This window comes from Sphingomonas sp. SKA58, assembly GCF_000153545.1.
Taxonomy (GTDB): domain Bacteria; phylum Pseudomonadota; class Alphaproteobacteria; order Sphingomonadales; family Sphingomonadaceae; genus Sphingobium; species Sphingobium soli.
In genome coordinates, this window is sequence record NZ_CH959306.1 from 961,674 (window position 1) to 978,533 (window position 16,860).

A 16,860-nucleotide genomic window follows, 5' to 3' on the forward strand; every position below is an offset into this window, starting at 1 on the left:
TTGAAGGAGAAGTCACATGGGCGAACTGACCGACAAGGCGAAGGCCGTGGCTAACAAGGCTGCCGGCGCGACGAAGGAAGCGATCGGCAAGGCTACCGATAACGAACGACTGGAAGCCGAGGGCAAGGTGCAGAAGACCAAGGGTACGGCGCAGGATGTGTCCGGTTCGGTCAAGGGCGCGCTGGGCGACAAGGTCTGAACCACCGGCCTGAATGAATAAAGACCCCGCTTCGAAAGAGGCGGGGTTTTTTGTGATCTAGCTCTTCGACTTAACAAGATAATCTTTGACATCGCGCCGCAATTCACCTGCGCACAGGTAGAGCGCGATGACATTGGGGATCGCCATCAGGAAGAAACTGCTGTCGACGATACCGACGACACGGCCAAGGTCGATCGCGGCGGCGGGCGGCAGGGCGACGATGTAAAGGATCTTGTAGGTCCACTGCGCTCTTGGCCCGTTGCCGAACAGATAGCCCCAGGCCTGAAGGCCATAAAATCCCCAGGCGACGAGCGTGGAATAGGCGAAGAGGAACACCACCACCGCCAGCAGCCACGGGAACCAGGGCGACACCTGCGCGAAGGCGGCGGACGTGATGGCGATGCCTTCCAGTCCGCCATTCCAGGTGCCCGCAACCACCAGAGCCAGGCCGCCCAGCGCACATACGATCATTGTCCCCAGCAGTGGTTCCAGCAACGCGACCAGTCCTTCGGATACGGGATGCTGGGTCCGGGCCAGGCTGTGCGCCATGACTGCGGAGCCCACGCCAGCCTCGCTGGCAAAGACGGCGCGCCGCATGCCCGCCACGAATGCACCCACCGCGCCGCCGGTCGCTGCGTCACCTGACCATGCGCCGTTCCAGATCAGCGCCAGCGCTGCGGGAATATCGGCCACATGCAGGATCAATATGGCAAAGACGCCGCCAAGATAGACGGCGACCTTGAGCGGGGTCAGACGCTTGGACACTTCACCCAGCCAGGCCGCGCCGCCCAGCGTCACCAGGGCGACCGCTCCGGCGATGAAAACGCCATAGGCCCAGCCATTGGTCATCCCGGTGACGACCTGAACCTGCGCGAAGCTTTGGTTCACCTGCACCATCGGAATCGCGCCGAACAGCGCGAAAAAGGCGTAGGCGCCGCCCAGCGCCAGCCCAAGCCGGGGCCATCCGCGCGCCGCGCCGACGGCCTTGAGCACATACATCGGCCCGCCATGCACATGGCCGCGATCGTCAAAGACGCGATATTTGAGGCCCAGCGTCACTTCGGCCATCTTCACCGTCATGGCGAACCACCCGATGATGAACATCCACAGGATCGCTCCGGGGCCGCCCATGGTCAGCGCGACCGCCACGCCGGCAATATTGCCCAGGCCGATCGTGCCCGACAGGGCAGTGGAAAGCGCGCCCCATTGGCTGACATCGCCTTTCGCCTCGCCCTCATGCGGCTGGGTCCGCAGGATATGGATGGCGCGGCCAACCTGCGTGACGTTGGGAAAGCCGAGCCACAGGGTGAAGAACAGCATCGGCAGGGCCAGATAGAGCACGATCAGTTCGATCTGCGTGCCCAGCAAAGGCAGCTTGAAAAAGACGGCGCCCGACAAACCGTCGACGAAGGCATTGAAATCTTCCATCGCGTCCGGATGCCGCCGGGCGGGTGGATTGTCGATCAAAGATTGCTATGGGCGGGTAAGGATGGACTCCTCACACGGAGACTCTTGCGGCCCCAAGCGACGAGGGACAAGTGAGCAGGCAATATTTCGGCACCGACGGCATACGCGGACGCACCAACCAATGGCCAATGACCCCGGATCTGGCGATGAAGGTCGGCATGGCAGCCGGCACCCATTTCCAGCGCGGCAGCCATCGCCACCGCGTGGTGATCGGCAAGGATACGCGCCTGTCGGGCTATATGGTGGAAAATGCGCTGGTTGCGGGTTTCACGGCGGTCGGCATGGATGTGGTGCAGTTCGGCCCGATCCCCACGCCCGCCGTCGCCCTGCTCGCCCATTCGATGCGCGCGGACCTGGGCGTGATGATCTCGGCCAGCCACAATCCCTTTTACGACAATGGCATCAAGCTGTTCGGGCCGGACGGCTACAAGCTGTCGGACGAAGATGAACTGAAGATCGAGGCGCTGCTGGACCAGACAATCGAGCTGGCAGCGTCGAAGGATATCGGTCGCGCCCGCCGCGTGGAGGATGCGCGGGGCCGCTATATCCATGCGGTCAAGTCCAGCTTCCCCGCTGACCTGCGGCTCGACGGGCTCAAGATCGTGGTCGATTGCGCCAATGGCGCCGCCTATCAGGTCGCGCCGTCGGCCTTGTGGGAATTGGGCGCGACTGTTGTCGCGATCGGTGTCTCACCCAATGGCACCAACATCAACGACAGCTGCGGTTCGACGTCGCCCATGCTGCTGCAGGAAACCGTGGTGTCATCAGGCGCGGACATCGGCATCGCACTGGACGGCGACGCCGACCGGTTGATCGTCGTGGATGAAAAAGGCCGGCTGGTCGATGGCGATCAGATCATGGCACTGATCGCCGCCAATTTTGCCGCTGCGGGCACATTGCGCGGCGGCGGGCTGGTCGCGACGGTCATGTCGAACCTGGGCCTGGAGCGGTTTTTGGCGGACAAGGGTATCACGCTGGAGCGCACCAAGGTCGGCGACCGCTATGTGCTGGAACGGATGCGCGAGGGCGGCTTTAACGTCGGGGGCGAACAGTCGGGGCACATGATCCTGTCCGACTATGCGACCACGGGCGACGGGACGGTCGCGGCGCTTCAGGTGCTGGCGGCGCTGGTCCGATCGGGCAAGCCCGCAAGCGAGACGCTCCACAAATTCGATCCCGTGCCGCAACTGCTGAAAAATGTCCGCTTCGCCGGCGGCAAGCCGCTGGAGCATGAAGAGGTGCAGCGCGTCATCGCCCAAGCGGAAACCGAACTGGCCGGCGTGGGGCGTCTTGTCATCCGCCCGTCGGGAACCGAACCCGTCATCCGGGTGATGGCGGAGGGGGACAGCGAGGATCAGGTGCGCGATGTCGTCGACCGCATCTGCGCCGCGGTCGAGAGGGCGGCCGCCTGATGCTCGCCATGCGGCCTGACTGCGAGCGATGCGGCGTGGATTTGCCGGCTGACGCGCCGGGCGCCTTCATCTGTTCGTTCGAATGCACATATTGCGCGTCCTGTGCCGAGGCGCTGGATGACCGATGCCCCAATTGCGGCGGCGAATTGATGGATCGCCCAACTCGCACCGGCAAGGCGCTGGCCGATCATCCCGCCGCGCAGGAGCGGCGCCACAGGCCATGAAGCCCGCCCGCATTCTCATCATCGCCGGGTCGGACAGTGGCGGCGGCGCCGGCATTCAGGCCGACCTCAAGACCGTGACGCTGCTGGGCGGCTTTGGCATGACGGCCATCACCGCGATCACCGCGCAGAACACGCTGGGCGTGCAGGCCGTGCATCCAGTGCCGACCGACATGGTGCTGGCGCAGATGGAAAGCTGCATCAGCGACATTGGCGTCGATGCGGTGAAGATCGGCATGATCGGATCGGCCGAGACGGCCGCTGCGGTCGCGGATCGGCTGGCGCAATTGAGGGACGTTCCGATTATATTCGATCCAGTGATGGTGGCGACCAGCGGCTCGTTGCTGGCAGATGATGCAACCATCGTGGCATTTGAAAAGCTGATGCGCGTCGCCACCGTCATTACTCCCAATCTGCCGGAACTGGAGACGCTGACCGGTCGAAACATCGTGGACCTTGACGGGCTGGAGGATGCCGCACAGGCGCTGCGCCAGCGCACCGGCGCGGCGATTCTCGCCAAGGGCGGTCACTTGCCTCAACAGCCGGAAGACCAACAGCCGCTGATCCACGACATGTTGGTCGATGAGGATATAGTCGCCGAGTTTTCGATCAGGCGGATAGAGACGCGCCATAGCCACGGCACCGGCTGCACATTGGCCAGCGCCGTCGCAACCGGGTTGGGCGGCGGGCTGTCGCTGGGGAATGCGGTCGATCGGGCGGAAGCGTTCGTGGCGAACGCGCTTGTCGCCGCGCCAGGCCTCGGGCAAGGCAATGGTCCCATGGGGCATGCGCTGGGACTGACGCCTTTCTATCATCTGCTCGCTGCGAAGGATGGCGATGGCTGGGACGCGGCGGCTTTCGCTGCGAGCTTTTCCGATGCCTGACTTCTCCCACGAACGCATCCATCATCCCGGCCTCGTTGCCGGGGTGGACGAGGCGGGGCGGGGGCCGCTCGCCGGGCCGGTCGTAGCCGCCGCCGTCATCCTGCGCGCCGATGACTGTCCTGACGGCCTCAACGATAGTAAGCAACTCAGCGCGAAAAAGCGCGCCGCCTTGGAAGCCCAGGTCAAGGCGCGGGCGCTGTGCTGGGGCATCGGTGTGGCGAGCGTGGCCGAGATAGACGACCTCAACATTTTGTGGGCGACGATGCTTGCGATGACGCGCGCGGTCGAGGCGCTGAGCGCGGATTGCGCCCATGTGTTGGTCGATGGCAATCGCTGCCCCCAATGGCGCTGGGCATCGACGGCGGTGGTGGATGGGGACGCCAAATGCCTGTCGATCGCTGCGGCCTCCATTCTCGCGAAGGAGGAGCGGGACCGCATGATGATCGCGGCGGCCGCCGACCACCCGCATTATGGGTGGGAGAGCAACAAGGGCTATGGAAGTGCGCATCATCTTGCCGCGTTGCGTGAACATGGCCCGACGCCGCTGCATCGCCGCAGCTTTTCGCCAGTGGCGCAATTGCTTCTGCTTTAGATTTCTGTGTCTTGTCGGGACGGATGAAATTGCCGGCCCCAGCGGGGTGGCATTGGGGCGGCATATGGTTAATAAAAGCTTATGCGCGCGCATCGGCTGCTCCCCCTTCTGTTTCTGTTGCTTACCGGCGTGCCTGCCACTGCGCCCGCGCAGGATCTGGCCCAGAATCTGGCCCAGAATCTGGCGCTGTCACCGGGCGGCTATCGCTGGCTGGAGGACGGCGGAGACGGACCGCTCTACATGGTCATCAGCATCGAAAAGCAGCGCGTCCATGTCTATCGAGGGGATCGGCTGATCGGCGCTGCCAGCGTGTCGACGGGCATGAAGGGGCATCGGACGCCGACCGGAGACTATCCCATCCTGCAAAAGCGGCAATGGCATCGTTCCAACCTGTACAGTAACGCGCCCATGCCCTTCATGCAGCGGCTGACCTGGGACGGCATCGCGCTGCACGCCGGGCATAATCCGGGCTATCCCGCAAGCCATGGCTGCATCCGCCTGCCCTATGCTTTCGCTCGTCAGCTGTTCGCCCTGACGCGGATTGGAACGCCGGTGGAGGTGACGCAGGCACGGTTGAACCCCGCGCTCCAGCTTGATCCGCTCGTCGTCGCCGATCCGGGCAGCACGGTGGTGAGCTTTGATACCGACATTGCGGTCGGCGCGCGGGCCTTTGCGCCGGCTTCCGCGACCGTCCCGCAACTGGAGGTCGACCCCGCCATATTCCTGCCGCGCCTGCGGAACTGACGCCGTTATTTGCCTTGGCGGGACTTTGTCCGCACAAGCGGGCGAACCCGAAGAGGAAGAAGTGCTGATGCAGGCCAGTCGCATGTCCACCCGATCTCTGGCCGTGGCGATCCTGTCGACCATTGTCGAATGGTATGATTTCACCCTGTATCTCTACATCGCCACGCTTCTGTCCCGCATTTTCTATGGTGGCGGGGCGAGCGGGCTGGGGGAGGCGCTGGCTGGCTTTGCCCTTGCCTATGCGATGCGGCCGCTGGGCGCGATCGTTTTCGGCCATGTCGGGGATCGCTATGGCCGGCGACTGACGATGCTACTGTCCATGAGCATGATGACTGCAGCAATGCTGGCGACGGCGCTGCTGCCCACTTATGCGCAGATCGGTCCGGTGGCAGGATGGATGCTGCTGGCGTTGCGCTGCCTCATGGCCTTCTCGGTCGGGGGCGAATATACCGGCGTCGTCGCCTATCTGCTGGAAGGAGCGCGGGCCGAGCGGCGCGGTTTTGTGACCTCGCTGGCTTCGGCCGCAAGTGAAATCGGCGCGCTGCTGGCGGCCGGGATCGCAGCAGCGACCGTCGCGCTGCTGGACGACGCCGCCCTGATGGCGTGGGGCTGGCGCATTCCCTTCTTTGCCGGAGCGGCGATGGCCGGGGTGATCGTGCTCGCGCGCTCAACGATCGAGGAATCGCCCGACTTTCTGCGCCAGCAGCGCGAACGGAAAGTGCCGGGCAATCCCCTGCTGGATAGCCTGACCCATCAGCGGATGGCGATCATGCGCGGCTTTGCCATATCGGCGCTTGGGTCGATCACTTATTATGTCGGGATCACCTATGTGCCGAGCTTCCTGACCGGAACGGGCGTGATGCAGGAGGGGGCGGCGCTTTGGCTTTCGACGGCAGCGGCCCTGGTGGTGATCCTTGTGACGCCCTTTGTCGGGGCTTTGGCCGATCGGGTCGGGCGGCGGCCAGTGCTGTTGGCCCTAGGGATTGGAGGCGCTGTGCTGCCCATCCCGATGTTTTTCCTGATGGCGCAGGCGGGCGGCGGCGCGCTACTGGGAGCCGTGCCGCTCGCCGCGCTGGGCGGCGGGGTGAGCGCCGTCGGCGCGGTGACGACGGCCGAGCAATTTCCCGGCGAAGGGCGCCTGACCGGACTGGCGCTGGGTGCGACGAGCGCAACGGCGATCTTCGGAGGACTGGCGCCGTGGCTCGCGCACCTGCTGATCGAACGGACGGGCTGGATGCTGGCGCCGGGCGCGATGATCGCGCTCGTCGCGCTATGCGTACTGCCAGTGCTCATTCGGCTTCCTGAAACGGCGCCGGCGCGTTTGCAATGATTCGAGAAGCCCTGGCAAAACACGCGTCGGCCATCTTGCGCATCCGGCATCTTCGCCGCCTGAATGGTCCGTCGGGGTGGCCAGCCGGTTTACGCACCGTCTTGCGCCGCCCCTCGGCTCAGGCGCATATTTTTTGCGGGGCGTCGAGGGTTTGCGCGCGCGAACGCGTAAGCAAGGCACGGATGGAGACAGGATGATGGCCGATCTGGATCATTGGCTGAACGCGATACGGTCGGAGCCCCCGGACGGGCGCCTTGCGCGGATGGACGCGGCGGTCATCCAGGGGCTTGTGCGTCATCGCGATCGCACGACCGCGCGGCGCAGCCTGATGCTGGCCGGGCTGCTGGCGATCGGGGTCGGTTGGGCCGGCAGTCTGGTCCCCGGCGCGCCTGCGCAGGCGGCTTTGCTTCCCATCGGCATGTCGGATTACGCGCCTTCAAGTCTGCTCGGCCAATGACGCCGGGCCGCTATGCTCTCGTGGCGGTGGTGGCTTTTGCCGCAGCCCTGGCGGCTGTGCTGTTGGCGCGCACCTGGCTTGCCCCGCCGCCCCGCGTCGAAAGCCAGGTGCATGCGCTGCTACACGAAAAGCTGGATCTCGATCCGGCGCAGCAGGCTCGCATCCAACAGCTTGAGGACAGCTTTGCCACGCGGCGCGAGGCGCTGGAGGCGGAAATGCGCGCCGACAATCAGCGTATGGCGCGGGCGATCCAAACCGAACATGGCTATGGGCCGCAGGTCGCGGCCGCCGTTGACCGGACGCATCATGTGATGGGGCAGCTGCAGAAAGAGACGCTCCAGCATATTTTCGCGATGCGAGATGTCCTGCGGTCTAATCAGGCGGCGCAGTTCGATGCCGCCATCGTCAAGGCGCTGACACAGCCCGCCCGGTGACGCTGGCCGACGCCGATGACCGGGTGCTTGCGGCGCGTGCACAGGCGGGGGAGCAGGCGGCATACGCGATGCTGATGCAGCGGCATCGCGATGCCATGTGGCGTCTTGCCAGAGGGCATGTGGGCGATGCGGACCAAGCGCTCGACATCACGCAGGATGCGTTCATCGCCGCCTTCGCCGCGATCGGCCGGTACGACGCATCCCGCCCGTTTCGGGCGTGGATGGCGCGCATCACGATCAACAAATGCCGGGACTGGGCAAGGCGCCGGGCCGTTCGGCGCTTCTTCACGCTGGCCAAGCCGCTCGACGAAGCGACGCATGTTGCCGACCTGTCGGCGTCGCCCGAAGAGGCGCTGGCGTCCGCCGATGCCGTTGCCCGCATCAATGCCGCCATCGCGGCGCTGCCGGCTAGTCTCAAGGAAGTGCTGTTGCTCCGCACGATCGAGATCATGAGCCAGGCGGATACCGCGCATCTGCTGGGGATCAGTGAAAAGGCGGTCGAAACACGGCTGTATCGCGCGCGGTCGAAATTGAGTGAAATGTTGAGGGATGGCAGCGGCGAGCGCGTATAGGGCGGCATGACCAGCCTTGCCCTAGACCGACGCACCCTCATCCGCAGCGCAGCCGCGCTTCCGCTGGCCCGCGCCTTTCCAGCCTGGGCGCAGAGTGGCACTGCCGGCCTTCGTCCCACTCCCGGCGTCCTGTCGGGGGACAGGATCGAGCTGGCCGTAAGCGAAAGTCATTTCACGACCGGGGGACGTTCCGCCCACGCCGTCACCATCAACGGCACCTTGCCAGCGCCGCTCATCCGGTTGAAGGAAGGACAGAATGTCCAGTTGGTCGTGCACAACCTGCTGAAGGAGGACACGTCGATCCACTGGCACGGGTTGATCGTGCCGTTCCACATGGACGGCGTGCCGGGCATCAGCTTTCCCGGCATCCGCCCCGGCGAGACGTTCACTTATGAATTTCCGATCCGCCAGTCCGGCACCTACTGGTATCACAGCCATTCGGGGATGCAGGAGGCGATGGGCCATTATGGCCCGATCGTGATCGACCCGGCCGGCGCGGACCCGGTGCGGGCGGATCGCGAGCATGTGATCGTCCTGTCCGACTGGTCCCCGGTTCACCCGCACAAGCTGATGCAGCGGCTTAAGCAGATGGGCGGCTATTATAATATGCAGAAGCAGACGCTGGCCGGGCTGCTAAAGGGCCGGGACCAGAGCCTCAAGGACCGGATGGACTGGGGCAGGATGCGGATGGACCCCACCGACATTTCGGACGTCACCGGATCGACCTACAGCTATCTGGTGAACGGCCATGGCACAGCGGAAAACTGGACCGGCTTGTTCGCTCCCGGCGAGCGGGTGCGGCTGCGCATCGTCAACGCATCGGCCATGACCAATTTCAACCTGCGGCTGCCCGGCCTCGCCATGACAGTGGTCCAGTGCGACGGCCAGCATGTCCAGCCGGTCGAGACCGACGAGTTCCAGATTGCGATCGCCGAGACATATGACGTGATCGTCGAGCCAGCCGAGGCGAAGCCCTATGGCCTGATCGCCGAGGCGATCGACCGGTCCGGGCTGGTCCGCGCGACGCTGGCGCCGCGGGTCGGGATGATCGCGCCGGTCCCGCCCCTGCGCCAGCGGCCGTTGCTGACCATGAAGGACATGGGCATGGACATGAGCGGCATGGATATGGGGCACAATGGCGTGATCGACCTCAGTCAACCCGCCAATGACAGCATGGCGGGCCATTCGATGAAGATGCTCGATCCATCGGTTGCGCCCCAAGTTCCGATGGGACCGGGCGTGGCTACCCTGTCGCCCATGCCTGCCGACCGGACCGCCGACCGCCCCACGGGCCTGGAGGATGTCGATCACCGCGTCCTCACCTATGCCGATCTGAAAGCGCTGAAGCCAAACGGCGACACGCGCGCGCCGACCCGATCGCTGGACATCCACCTTACCGCCAACATGGAACGCTATATGTGGTCGTTCGACGGGGTGAAGCTGTCCGACGGGGCGGAACCGATCGCCTTTCGCCATATGGAGCGGGTGCGCGTGACGCTCATCAACGATACGATGATGCCGCACCCCATTCACATCCACGGCCATTTCTTCCAGCTCGTGACGGGGGAGGATGCGGCAGCCAATCCGCGCAAGCACACCGTCAACGTCCTGCCGGGAGGCAAGGTGAGCTTCGACCTCACCGCCGACGCGATCGGCGACTGGGCGTTCCATTGCCATATGCTGATGCACATGCACGCAGGCATGATGCGGGTCGTGACCGTCCGTCACGATGGCGGTGCGGCATGATCCGGATGCCTGTATGGGCGCTGATCGGCGCGGCGCTGGCGCTGCCTGCGCAGGCGCAAATGATGGACCATGGAGCGCATTCCATGCCCGCGAAGGACGCCGCGACCGCCCCGGCGATGGATAGCGTGGCCCCGCCGGCGCCAACGGATCACGCCGCCGACGCGGTCTACGATCCTGTGGTCATGGCCCGTATCCGCGCTGAGATGATTCGGGAAAATGGCGGCATGACCTATTCCCAGTTGATGATCGACCGGCTGGAGTATCGCGCGCTGAGCGGCGGCGACGGCTATCATTGGGAGGGCGAAGGCTGGATCGGGGGCGACGTCAACCGCATGGCGATCAAGTCGGAGGGCGAGGGGGAGACCGGCGGTCGGCTGGAAAGCGCCGAATTGCAGCTCCTCTACAGCCGCGCGATCGACCCGTGGTGGAACATCGTTGGTGGCATGCGCCAGGATTTTCGCCCCCGGCCCGAGCGGACTTACGCGACCATCGGGATCGAGGGGCTGGCCCCATATTGGTTCGAGGTGGAGGGGCAATTGTTCGTGTCGACCAGGGGTGACGCCCATGCCCGGCTGGAGGCAAGCTATGACCAGCGGATCACCCAGCGGCTGATCCTGCAACCGGCAATGGAAGTGAATGTCGCGGCGCAGGACGTTCCCGAGCTGGGCATCGGGTCGGGGCTTTCCGACATCGAACTGGGCCTGCGGTTGCGCTATGAATTCGCGCGCGAATTCGCCCCCTATGTCGGCGTGAACTGGGAGCGCAAGCTGGGGGACACGGCCCGCTACGCTCAGCGGGTGGGGGACGATCCGGCGGCGACAAGTCTGGTCATGGGGCTGCGGTTCTGGTTCTAGGGCAGCGCGCGGCATAAGTGCGGACTGGCAGCCCGCCGTCCGCCACCGCCAACACCCGATCGCGCAAATCCATTGAGTAACCTGCCTTGGTCGCCAACTTCTCGCCGCCTGCGGCGTGATGGCTCACCTATGGATCACATGACCAGCGGAAAACGGAATTCCTCATGATTCCACCCATCGTGAAACCGATCCAAACCGTCAAAGAGTATAAAGTGGAAAAGCCCGAGAGTTGATCTCAGCCTCAAGGGGTAAATCCTTGAGATCTGGTGACCCCTACGGGAATCGAACCCGTGTTTCAGCCGTGAGAGGGCCGCGTCCTAACCGCTAGACGAAGGGGCCTTGGGGCCGCTTGGGCGGCCGGCAGGGGGAGCGCTTTACCAGTCCTGGGCGATGCGTCAAGCGAAAGCCGTGTCGCGGCGATCAGCGGTCGATAAAAAACCACCCCATGCAAGCATGGGGTGGCCTAGGTTCAGGGAGGAGACGCCTCCAAAGGGGGAGGCGCCCATACGGCACACCCGAAAGGGGGGCAGGTGCGCCGCATGTTTGAGAGATAGGATAGTGACGGTCGCCTTTCAAGAGGGAAGCGCCGTCCCACCTACCAAAGTCGTATGCCCCGGTGATTTCCGTCCGGTTCTCAGCTCTCGGCGGACACCGGCGCGACGGGCGCGTTGATCGGGCCCTTGCCCAGATTGATCTGCGCTTCGAAGATTTCGCGCATCAGCTGGAGCGAAAAGAGATGCGCGTAGATCAGCGGCAGCATGCCGCTCTGATTGATCTTGCGCAGCTGATCACCGCGCAGGTCGCGCAGCTTTTCCTCATTCACCATGCGGAAACCGCGATAGACGAAGGGCTGGTCGGCGATCGGGGTCTGGATCGACACTTCGCCGTCCATCAGCAGGTCCATATCCTGCAATTCCTTGACGAACTGCCCGGTACGAGCCGCAGCCTGCTCGAAATCCTCGCAGAATTTCAGCACGCCTTGCGTCAGTTCGCTGGGCTTGCCATCCTCGAACAGCGGCGTGCCTTCATCGAACGCGCCCAGCGCGGGACTGGTGGGGTCGAAACAAAGCGACAGTTCCTCGCTGTCCGGGCGCAGCTTGGCCAGCATCCAGGGGTAACGGCGAACATAGGCTGGGACATAGGCGGGGCCGCGCAACTTGCCTTCGTCATCCAGGAAGATGTTGACGCCTTCGTTCAGGCCCATCAGCAGCAACGGAACGGAATCCGCTCCGGCCGAAAAGATGATGGGGGCAAAACGCTGTGCCGTCACGAATTCGTCGATCGTCAGCGGCACCGCGTGCTGGCTGGTCAGGAACGGCGCGGAATCGACGCTGCGGCTCTTGTAATCGGCATGGTCCATCGTGCTGAGCGGCAGCAGGTCGTTGTAGAAGATCGGCAGGTTGTTCGCGGGCGCTGTGGCCATGATCAGGTCCATTCTCTCAAATTGCGGCGTTCGGCGCCGCGGTCGGAAATATTGGGGCAGGGCGATAATGGGCTTGCCGCCCCGGTGCAATCGCTTTGTCGGCGCTAAGCCGGGCCGGTCGCGTGGTCATCTTCTTCCGGCAGGGGAATAAGCTTGCCGGGATTGAACAGCCCCTGGGGGTCGAAGGCGGTCTTGATCGCGCGTAGGGCGGCAATCCGCGCCGGGCTGGAAAGCCGAGCCAGTTCTGCGCGCTTCATCTGGCCGATGCCATGTTCGGCCGAGATGGAGCCGCCCGCAGCCACGACCGCGTCATGAACGAAGGCGTTGATCGCCTGACCCTGCGCCGCGATCCAGGCCGGACCATCGCTGGTCCCCTTTGGCGCGCGCACGTGGAAATGCACATTGCCATCGCCCAGATGCCCGAAGGAAGAGGCTGTGGTGCCGGGGAAGGCGGCCTCGGCCGCCGCGGCCGCTTCAATCATGAAGGCCGGCATCTTCGCAACGGGCACGCTGATGTCATATTGCAGCGCCGGCCCCTGCGCGCGCTCGGATTCCGAAAGCGATTCGCGGATCCGCCAGAAGGCTTCGGCCTGGGTTTCGTTGGTGGCGATGGCTGCATCGATGACGATTCCCTGCTCCATGGCCTGCGCCAAGGCGCCTTCCAGCCTTTCGCCAGGGCCCGGATCGGAAAGATCGGCATGATCGATTTCGATCAGAACGTGCCAGGGCGTGCGTGTCTCGATCGGCGATCGGGTACCGGGGATATGCCCCAACACAAATCCCAGGCTGTCGTCGGCAATGACCTCGAACCCTTCGATGCTGTCGCCCAGTGTCGCTTCGGCCAGGCGAAGCAAGCGCAGCGCCTGTTCGGGGCTGTCGACGCCCGCCCAGCCCACCGCGCGCGTGGCGATGGCGGGCACGAGGCGCAGCGACGCGGCGGTGACGATGCCAAGGGTCCCCTCCGCACCGATCAGCAATTGCTTGATGTCATAGCCGCGATTGTCCTTCTTGAGCGCGTCCAGCCCATCGAAGATACTGCCGTCGGGCAGCACCGCCTCCAGCCCATCGACCAGCGCGCGCATCGTGCCATGACGCAGCACCTGCGTCCCGCCAGCATTGGTGGACACAAGCCCCCCGATCGTTGCGGAGCCTTTTGCGCCCAGGCTTAAGGGAAAACGTCGTCCTTCCGCCCGTGCCGCATCATGCAGGACACTCAATATCACCCCGGCTTCGCAGACCGCGACATTGTCCTGCGCGGACAGGCTGCGGATGCGGTTCATCCGCCGGAGGGACAGGATGAGGGCGGAGCCGTCGGCCGGTGGGGTTGCGCCGCCCACCATCGATGTGTTGCCCCCTTGTGGCACCAGCGGCACGCCCAGTTCGGCCGCCAGCTTCACTGTCTCAGCGACAAGGTGCGTGGAATCGGGGGAAAGGATCGCGGAGGCGGCGCCATGATACCGGCCGCGCCAGTCGCTGACCCACGGCGCGATGTCGTCCATATTGGTCGTGACGCCCTTGGGGCCGAGCAGCGCGGTGAAGCGATCTATGATGTCTTGTCCAATCATGGGATAGGCTATGCCCCGGAATTCATCGACTGTTCAACCATCGTGCGTTAGCGTCCCCATCCCATAAAGGGGTCCGACTTGCTTCATTCCGTGCTGCTGCTACTCGCTGCGCCCGCCGCAGAGCCCGTGCAATGGGCGCAGATGACAATCGAGCGCCGCGTCATTATCCGGGTGCCGATGGCGCGCAAAGGCAAGGCGCCGCCCCGTGCCGATCCGCACGCGCGTGACGATTGGGACGAAAAAAAGGGTCCGCGCTGCATCGCCCTTCGTTCCATCCGCAGCGCAAGCATCATCGTGCGTGAGGGCGTGGACCTGCTGCTGGCGGATCAGCATCGTTACCGCGCTCGTTTGGAGCGAGGATGCGATTCGGCGGGCTTTTATTCTGGTTTTTACGTCGAGCCGCATGACGACGGGTCCATCTGTTCAGGGCGGGATGAATTGCAGGCGCGTAACGGCATGACCTGCCAGATAGATAATTTTCGACGGCTGGTACCCGCTGACGGTGACGATTAACGCATCATCTGGCCTCAATCTCTCTGTATTTCTTGACATGGGCGCGATATTTCCGCAATGCGCGGCCGATTTCCGTGCTGCGGACGCGTAGCGCGCATTTTCCTCCTGTCCCGGACCTTTGAATGACTTTTGCCGATCTCGGCCTTTCCGATGAATTATTGAGGGCCGTTACCGAATCCGGTTACGACACGCCTACACCCATTCAGGCGCAGGCGATTCCGTCAGTGTTGATGATGAAGGACATTATCGGCATCGCTCAGACTGGTACGGGCAAGACCGCCAGTTTCGTGCTGCCGATGATCGACATCTTGGCGCATGGCCGCGCCCGCGCACTAATGCCGCGCAGCCTGATATTGGAGCCGACGCGCGAGCTTGCCGCGCAGGTGGCCGAGAATTTCGAGAAATACGGAAAATATCACAAGCTTTCGATGGCGTTGCTGATCGGCGGCGTGCAGATGGGCGATCAGGTCAAGGCGCTGGAAAAGGGCGTCGACGTGCTGATCGCCACACCGGGCCGGCTGATGGATTTGTTCGAGCGGGGTAAGATCCTGCTCAACGGCTGCAACATGCTGGTGATCGACGAAGCGGACCGGATGCTCGACATGGGGTTCATTCCCGACATCGAGCATATCTGCACCAAATTGCCGGCACAGCGGCAAACGCTGCTCTTCTCCGCGACCATGCCGCCGGTGATCAAGAAACTGGCCGACCGCTTCCTCAGCAATCCCAAGTCGATCGAGGTCGCCCGCCCGGCGACCGCGTCGACCAATATCGCGCAGCATTTGGTCAAGGTGGATGCGCGCAAGAAGCGCGAAGCGCTGCGGGCGTTGCTGGACGGACAGCAGGTGCAGAGCGCCGTCATCTTCTGCAACCGCAAGACGACCGTGCGCGAACTCAACAAGAGCCTGCAACGCGACGGATACAAGTCTGGCGAAATCCATGGCGACATCGATCAGGCGTCGCGTATCGCCGAGTTGGAGCGGTTCCGCGATGGCACCGTCAATATTCTGGTCGCATCGGACGTCGCAGCACGGGGCCTTGACATCAAGGGCGTCAGCCATGTGTTCAATTTCGATGCGCCCTGGCATCCGGACGATTATGTCCACCGCATCGGTCGCACCGGCCGCGCGGGCGCCAAGGGGGTTGCCTATACTTTCGTCACCAAGGACGACGCCGAAGCGATCGACAATATCCAAAAGCTGATCGGCACGAAGATCGACTATGCCGATTTTGCCGGCGAGACGACGGACGCGGAACCCAAGGCTGAGGGCAAGCCGGCCCCAACCAGGACGCGTCGGGCCGAACGTCTGGACGAACAGCGGAAGGATCAACGACGCGAAGAGCGCAAAGCGCCCGCGAGCGGCCCGCGCCAGTCCAAGATGCCCGAAGATGGCCCGGACGAGGGTTGGAACGGCCCGGTTCCCGAATTCCTTTCAATCGGGTTTGACCATTGATCGTTGCGTAAAGCCGGCCGAACAGTAGTATTTCCGTCATATTCGGTGCGGACTTGTAATAATATGGCGCTATGGATTCGCTCCCAAGGACAGAGTTTCCGGGGACCGTATCATGAACGCCATCACGCGCTTGCCCTTCCTTGGCGATCTGGAACAGGGGGCCGACGATCCATTCCACATCCCTGAACGGGAAGGGGAACGCCGCCGCTATCGCACCATCTGGATTTCCGATATCCACTTGGGCACGCGAGGCTGTAATGCGACGATGCTGATCGACTTCCTCGACAGCGTCGACAGCGAAACCATCTACCTGGTCGGCGATATCATCGACGGCTGGCGCCTCAAGAAGCGCTTTTATTGGCCGCAGGCGCATAATGACGTGGTCTGGCGCATTATGAAGCGCGCCAAGCGCGGTACGCGCGTCGTCTATATTCCCGGCAATCACGATGAAATGTTCCGTCAGTTTACGGGGATGAATTTCGGCGGCGTGGAAATCCGGCGCAAGGCGATCCACGTCACCGCTGATGGCCGCAAGCTGCTGGTGCTGCACGGCGATGAATTCGACACGATCATGCTGGCGCATCGCTGGCTCGCCTTCGTCGGGGACGCGGCCTACACCTTGATGATGCGGCTGAATGTCGTGGTGAACGCAGTGCGGCAGCGCATGGGGCTTCCCTACTGGTCGCTCAGCAAGATGGCCAAGCACAAGGTCAAGAATGCCGTCGAATTCATTTCCAAGTTCGAGGACGTCGTCGCGCACGAAGCAGCGACCCGCGGGGTGGATGGTGTGGTGTGCGGACATATCCACAACGCCGAAATGCGCGAGATTGCTGGCGTGGAATATTATAACGACGGCGATTGGGTCGAAGGCTGCACCGCGCTGGTCGAGCATTTTGACGGTCGAATGGAAGTGTTGCACTGGGCGGACGAGATTGCCGCCCGAACCGCCAAGGAGGTGGGGCGCCATTCCTCCCGGCTTGCCGCTTGACGGAG

General features: G+C 63.7%; 18 protein-coding genes and 1 tRNA gene. 15 read left to right on the forward strand and 4 right to left on the reverse strand.

Annotated features, from left to right (window positions below; all coding sequences use genetic code 11):
- The first annotated feature begins 16 nt into the window (after positions 1–16).
- Positions 17–199, forward strand: coding sequence for a CsbD family protein (locus tag SKA58_RS05175; protein WP_009821316.1), 183 nt, complete (start codon positions 17–19; stop codon positions 197–199).
- A gap of 57 nt (positions 200–256) precedes the next feature.
- Here SKA58_RS05175 and SKA58_RS05180 read toward each other — a convergent pair whose 3' ends face one another.
- Positions 257–1,627 (reverse strand): alanine/glycine:cation symporter family protein, encoded by a 1,371-nt coding sequence (locus SKA58_RS05180; RefSeq protein WP_009821317.1) that lies wholly within the window; start codon positions 1,625–1,627, stop codon positions 257–259.
- A gap of 110 nt (positions 1,628–1,737) precedes the next feature.
- On the opposite strand from SKA58_RS05180, the gene glmM reads away from it, so the two are divergent.
- From glmM to SKA58_RS05235, 11 genes are all read left to right on the forward strand, one after another.
- Entirely contained in the window at positions 1,738–3,078 is a 1,341-nt protein-coding gene (gene glmM / locus SKA58_RS05185; protein WP_037542149.1) for a phosphoglucosamine mutase, read from the forward strand.
- A complete protein-coding gene (locus tag SKA58_RS05190) occupies positions 3,078–3,302 on the forward strand; it encodes a DUF1272 domain-containing protein (protein WP_009821319.1) in 225 nt (74 codons plus the stop codon). Before glmM ends, SKA58_RS05190 begins: the two co-directional genes overlap by 1 nt.
- On the forward strand, positions 3,299–4,183 hold the full coding sequence (gene thiD / locus SKA58_RS05195) for a bifunctional hydroxymethylpyrimidine kinase/phosphomethylpyrimidine kinase (RefSeq protein ID WP_009821320.1): 885 nt from the start codon (positions 3,299–3,301) through the stop codon (positions 4,181–4,183). The genes SKA58_RS05190 and thiD overlap by 4 nt, the downstream gene beginning before the upstream one ends.
- Complete coding sequence (locus tag SKA58_RS05200; RefSeq protein WP_009821321.1) at positions 4,176–4,775, forward strand: ribonuclease HII; 600 nt, start codon at positions 4,176–4,178, stop codon at positions 4,773–4,775. The genes thiD and SKA58_RS05200 overlap by 8 nt, the downstream gene beginning before the upstream one ends.
- An 81-nt stretch (positions 4,776–4,856) precedes the next feature.
- On the forward strand, positions 4,857–5,519 hold the full coding sequence (locus SKA58_RS05205) for a L,D-transpeptidase family protein (RefSeq protein ID WP_009821322.1): 663 nt from the start codon (positions 4,857–4,859) through the stop codon (positions 5,517–5,519).
- A gap of 82 nt (positions 5,520–5,601) precedes the next feature.
- Positions 5,602–6,849, forward strand: coding sequence for an MFS transporter (locus tag SKA58_RS05210; protein ID WP_198005945.1), 1,248 nt, complete (start codon positions 5,602–5,604; stop codon positions 6,847–6,849).
- 193 nt (positions 6,850–7,042) lie between these two features.
- Positions 7,043–7,306, forward strand: a complete 264-nt coding sequence (locus tag SKA58_RS05215) for a hypothetical protein (protein WP_009821324.1) — start codon at positions 7,043–7,045, stop codon at positions 7,304–7,306.
- Positions 7,303–7,740: a periplasmic heavy metal sensor gene (locus SKA58_RS05220; protein WP_009821325.1), complete on the forward strand. Its 438-nt coding sequence runs from the start codon at positions 7,303–7,305 to the stop codon at positions 7,738–7,740. The genes SKA58_RS05215 and SKA58_RS05220 overlap by 4 nt, the downstream gene beginning before the upstream one ends.
- Positions 7,737–8,312 carry an RNA polymerase sigma factor gene (locus SKA58_RS05225; RefSeq protein ID WP_009821326.1) on the forward strand — a complete coding sequence of 192 codons (576 nt, stop codon included), beginning with the start codon at positions 7,737–7,739 and terminating at the stop codon, positions 8,310–8,312. The genes SKA58_RS05220 and SKA58_RS05225 overlap by 4 nt, the downstream gene beginning before the upstream one ends.
- 6 nt (positions 8,313–8,318) lie before the next feature.
- On the forward strand, positions 8,319–10,058 hold the full coding sequence (locus SKA58_RS05230; RefSeq protein ID WP_009821327.1) for a copper resistance system multicopper oxidase: 1,740 nt from the start codon (positions 8,319–8,321) through the stop codon (positions 10,056–10,058).
- On the forward strand, positions 10,055–10,912 hold the full coding sequence (locus SKA58_RS05235) for a copper resistance protein B (protein WP_009821328.1): 858 nt from the start codon (positions 10,055–10,057) through the stop codon (positions 10,910–10,912). The genes SKA58_RS05230 and SKA58_RS05235 overlap by 4 nt, the downstream gene beginning before the upstream one ends.
- 264 nt (positions 10,913–11,176) lie before the next feature.
- Here the strand turns inward: SKA58_RS05235 and SKA58_RS05240 are convergent.
- The 3 genes from SKA58_RS05240 to SKA58_RS05250 all read right to left on the reverse strand — a co-directional run bounded on the left by SKA58_RS05240 (position 11,177) and on the right by SKA58_RS05250 (position 13,900).
- Positions 11,177–11,251: transfer RNA gene (locus SKA58_RS05240), tRNA-Glu, on the reverse strand.
- A gap of 295 nt (positions 11,252–11,546) precedes the next feature.
- Positions 11,547–12,335: a SapC family protein gene (locus SKA58_RS05245; RefSeq protein WP_037542612.1), complete on the reverse strand. Its 789-nt coding sequence runs from the start codon at positions 12,333–12,335 to the stop codon at positions 11,547–11,549.
- Between the two features lie 104 nt (positions 12,336–12,439).
- Positions 12,440–13,900, reverse strand: a complete 1,461-nt coding sequence (locus tag SKA58_RS05250) for an FAD-binding oxidoreductase (protein ID WP_009821330.1) — start codon at positions 13,898–13,900, stop codon at positions 12,440–12,442.
- A gap of 78 nt (positions 13,901–13,978) precedes the next feature.
- On the opposite strand from SKA58_RS05250, the gene SKA58_RS05255 reads away from it, so the two are divergent.
- The 3 genes from SKA58_RS05255 to SKA58_RS05265 all read left to right on the forward strand — a co-directional run bounded on the left by SKA58_RS05255 (position 13,979) and on the right by SKA58_RS05265 (position 16,855).
- Positions 13,979–14,413, forward strand: a complete 435-nt coding sequence (locus SKA58_RS05255; RefSeq protein ID WP_009821331.1) for a hypothetical protein — start codon at positions 13,979–13,981, stop codon at positions 14,411–14,413.
- Positions 14,414–14,535: 122 nt separating this feature from the next.
- Entirely contained in the window at positions 14,536–15,867 is a 1,332-nt protein-coding gene (locus tag SKA58_RS05260; protein ID WP_009821332.1) for a DEAD/DEAH box helicase, read from the forward strand.
- Between the two features lie 112 nt (positions 15,868–15,979).
- Positions 15,980–16,855 carry a UDP-2,3-diacylglucosamine diphosphatase gene (locus tag SKA58_RS05265; RefSeq protein WP_009821333.1) on the forward strand — a complete coding sequence of 292 codons (876 nt, stop codon included), beginning with the start codon at positions 15,980–15,982 and terminating at the stop codon, positions 16,853–16,855.
- Positions 16,856–16,860: the final 5 nt, after the last annotated feature.